We start from the raw sequence: 3,251 nt of genomic DNA, 5'->3' as shown, positions 1-3,251 counted from the left end.
GCCGGTATTCATCACTTCCAGGCAGGCTTCTAATAATTTTTTTTCCTGGAAGGGATCACCCACCTGCACAGCCGGTAAATCTTCTGCACTGTCGGCAGTAATATCTGCACTGGCAAAACTTGCGCCGCCAATACCATCTTTACCAGTTGCACTGCCTACAAAAAAAACAGGATTCCCTTTTACATTTCCTGATGTTGCAGAAATAGTTTCTCCATTCTTTAAAATGCCTACACTCATAGCATTTACCAATGGATTGGTATGGTAACAATCTTCAAAATAAATTTCGCCACCCACTGTGGGTACACCAAAGCAATTGCCATAATGACCAATGCCATGTACAACACCAGCTAATAAATGTTGTGTTTTTGCTTCTTTTAAGTTACCAAAGCGTAAACTGTTAAGCGATGCTATTGGCCTTGCACCCATGGTAAAAATATCTCTGTTAATGCCACCGACACCCGTAGCCGCACCTTGAAAAGGTTCAATTGCAGATGGATGATTATGACTTTCAATTTTAAAAACCACACCGTAACCATCACCAATATCCATCAACCCTGCATTTTCCTCTCCGGCTTTTACCAGCATTTTTTTACCATCACGGGGTAAGGTTTTTAACCATTTAATTGAGTTTTTATAACTGCAATGCTCACTCCACATGGCGCTGAAACAACAGAGCTCAGTAAAATTGGGGGTCCGCCCCAATTTTTGTTTTATTAGTTCAAATTCATCTGCGGTAATCCGTAATTGCTCTGCCGTTTTTACTGTTATTTCCATAAATAGTTAGAAAAAAGAGTTAGAAAGTGCAAAGGTAACACCGTAATAGTTTATTAAGATATAAGGAAAGTAAATATTTTAACTATCTTCCCACATTGAAAATTTACTGCTTTGGATTATATTCTTTTTACAATTTACCTCTGCATATTTTGCTGGCTGATTACAAAAGTTTCATTTGTAAAAAACGCAGGGCTTAACAATAAATACATATTGGTTCTCTTTTTGGCAAAAATAATTGCAGGATTAGCCATTGGCTGGATATCGTATAATTTATACAACACAGGCAACGATTACTGGGATGTAAACAGGGAAGGGTGGAAGGAATATCAATTACTTTTATCCAATCCTAAAGAATACTTTACCAATATATTTAAATCGCAGTACACACAGGGTTACGGAGGCATGTTCGATTCTTTTCAATCTTTTTGGAACGATTTAAGGAATAACATTATTATTAAATTCCTTTCGGTATGTAACATTTTCAGCCGGGGTAATTATTATATCAACAGCTTATTTTTTAACTTTTTTTGTTTTTTAGGGCATGTAGCTTTTTACCGGATCTTTATTAAGATTTATAAAAATCAACAGCGTGCAGTTATTATTTGCTGTTTTTTATTACCATCAATGCTTTACTTTACTTCGGGGGTGCAAAAAGATGGAATTGTTTTTACAACACTGGGCTTTTTAAGCTACACAGTATTTAAATCTTTACAGCAAAATTATTTTAGTAAAAAAAGCCTGCTGATTATTTTACTTACACTTACGGTTTTGTTTTTAATAAGAAGTTATGTGCTGCTAAATGTTTTACCAGCACTTATTATGTGGATACTGGTTGTTAAATATAAATGGCCGGCTTTTAAAAGTTTTGCAATTGGTTATATTATTCTCGGGCTTATATTTTTTAATTTCAACAGCATTGTAAAAAACATTAATCCGCTTAAAACGGTTACACAAAAGCAGGCCGATTTTTTTACACTTCCTTTAGCATCAACACAAATAAAACTAGATACACTGTACCCCAATTTTAAAAGTTTTTTATACAATGCACCCCAGGCTTATAATCACCTATTGCTGAGGCCTTACATTACCGAGTTGCCGGCAAAAAGCCTTTTGCCCATTAATATTGAGTTAGTTTTTTACCAATTATTTTTTATTTTCTTTATTGCTTTTAAGAGAAAAAAAGAAGAGAAAGAAAACAATCCCTTTATTCTTTTCGGTATATTTTTTACACTTACTATGTTTTTATTTATTGGTTACATCATGCCTAATTTAGGGTCAATTGTAAGGTACAGAAGTGTGTATTTGCCCTTTTTAATAGCACCTGTTATTTGCAATATTAACTGGGAAAAAATCAAAGGCCTTTTTAAAATTAAAAAATAATTAAATATTTGTTTATTGTCCACAAATGCGTAAATTTTATCACAAATTGTATAAAAAAGTTGGTTTATAACTAATTTTGGTGTTTTTTTGTTGCTCAAAACATAAAAATATGCAATCTTTACGGTCTCATGCGCTGGAAAACTTAACCAGCAATCCAGTAGAAGTTAAAGTATCAGGCTCTTCAAAAATTACAGCAATTTTTAACGAGAATGTATTTACACTTAAAGTAGCACGCCAGTTTTTAAGCGATGATGCTTACAAAAGTTTAGTAGCCTCAGTAAAAAGCGGTAAAAAAATTGAACGCTCAATGGGTGCACAGGTAGCCAATGGCTTAAAAGCCTGGGCCGAAAGTAAAGGTGTAACACATTATACACACTGGTTTCAGCCATTAACCGGTTTATCTGCTGAAAAGCATGATTCCTTTTTTACATTAAAAGGCGATGGTACACCAATTGAAGAATTTGAAGGCGGTGCTTTAATTCAGCAGGAGCCGGATGCATCTTCTTTTCCCAGTGGCGGATTAAGAGCAACTTTTGAAGCCCGTGGATATACCGCATGGGATCCATCTTCGCCAGCCTTTATAATGGAAATTGGCCAAGGGAAAACTTTATGTATCCCTACCATTTTTGTTTCCTATACCGGCGAATCATTAGATGCTAAAACACCTTTATTAAAAGCGTTAGTAGCACTTGATAAAGCTGCTGTTGAAGTTTGCCAGTATTTTGATAAAAATGTAACTAAAGTAACACCAACATTGGGTTGGGAGCAGGAATATTTTGTTGTTGATGCAGGATTGGCAAATGCCCGTCCGGATTTATTGTTAACGGGCCGTACCGTTTTTGGACATTCACCTGCCAAAGGCCAGCAATTAGAAGATCATTATTTTGGAACTATACCGGAAAGGGTGTACGCTTTTATGAGGGATTTTGAAGAAGAATCCTATAAACTTGGTATTCCTTTACGCACAAGGCATAATGAAGTGGCTCCTGCACAATTTGAGTGTGCGCCAATTTTTGAAGAAGTGAATATTGCGGTTGATCACAACACTTTGCTTATGGACATTATGACCAGGGTTGCAAAGCGCCACGATCTAAAAG

General features: G+C 35.5%; 3 protein-coding genes. 2 read left to right on the top strand and 1 reads right to left on the bottom strand.

Annotated elements, in window-relative coordinates; translation table 11 throughout:
• A partial coding sequence (locus ACY65O_RS08480) for an AIR synthase related protein (RefSeq protein ID WP_462220422.1) occupies positions 1-774 on the bottom strand: 774 nt, incomplete at its 3' end.
• A gap of 222 nt (positions 775-996) precedes the next feature.
• On the opposite strand from ACY65O_RS08480, the gene ACY65O_RS08475 reads away from it, so the two are divergent.
• On the top strand, positions 997-2,154 hold the full coding sequence (locus ACY65O_RS08475) for a hypothetical protein (protein ID WP_462220421.1): 1,158 nt from the start codon (positions 997-999) through the stop codon (positions 2,152-2,154).
• Between the two features lie 109 nt (positions 2,155-2,263).
• On the top strand, positions 2,264-3,251 hold a 988-nt coding region (locus ACY65O_RS08470; RefSeq protein ID WP_462220420.1), incomplete at its 3' end, for a glutamine synthetase III.

Origin of the sequence: Ferruginibacter sp. (assembly GCF_031430955.1) — a bacterium.
Classification (GTDB): domain Bacteria; phylum Bacteroidota; class Bacteroidia; order Chitinophagales; family Chitinophagaceae; genus Ferruginibacter.
The sequence above is the reverse complement of the archived record's forward strand: the minus strand, read 5'-3'. Positions and strand labels throughout refer to the sequence as shown.